The sequence below is a fragment of the Paraburkholderia sp. BR14320 genome, from assembly GCF_040948665.1.
Classification (GTDB): domain Bacteria; phylum Pseudomonadota; class Gammaproteobacteria; order Burkholderiales; family Burkholderiaceae; genus Paraburkholderia; species Paraburkholderia youngii.
Map to the genome: position 1 here is coordinate 1 of NZ_JBFPKG010000362.1, position 255 is coordinate 255.

Genomic DNA, 255 nt, shown 5'->3' on the forward strand with positions numbered 1-255 from the left:
CGCTGCCGTTCCCGCAGCTGTTGCCCACCGACCCGATCAACGTGATCAAGGCCACCGACACGACGCCCGGCGCCGTGATCTCGATGACCGAAATCGTGATCATCGTGGTGGCGTTCGTCGTGATGGGTGGCCTGCTGCTGCTCGTGCACAAGACCAGGCTCGGCCGCGCGATGCGCGCGATCGCCGAGAATCCGAACGTCGCGAGCCTGATGGGTGTGAGCCCGAACTTCGTGATTTCGGCGACCTTCATGATCG

General features: G+C 63.9%; 1 pseudogene. It reads left to right on the forward strand.

The window, feature by feature from the left end:
- A pseudogene (locus AB3X89_RS40660) lies at positions 1-255 on the forward strand (branched-chain amino acid ABC transporter permease); the annotation flags it as partial.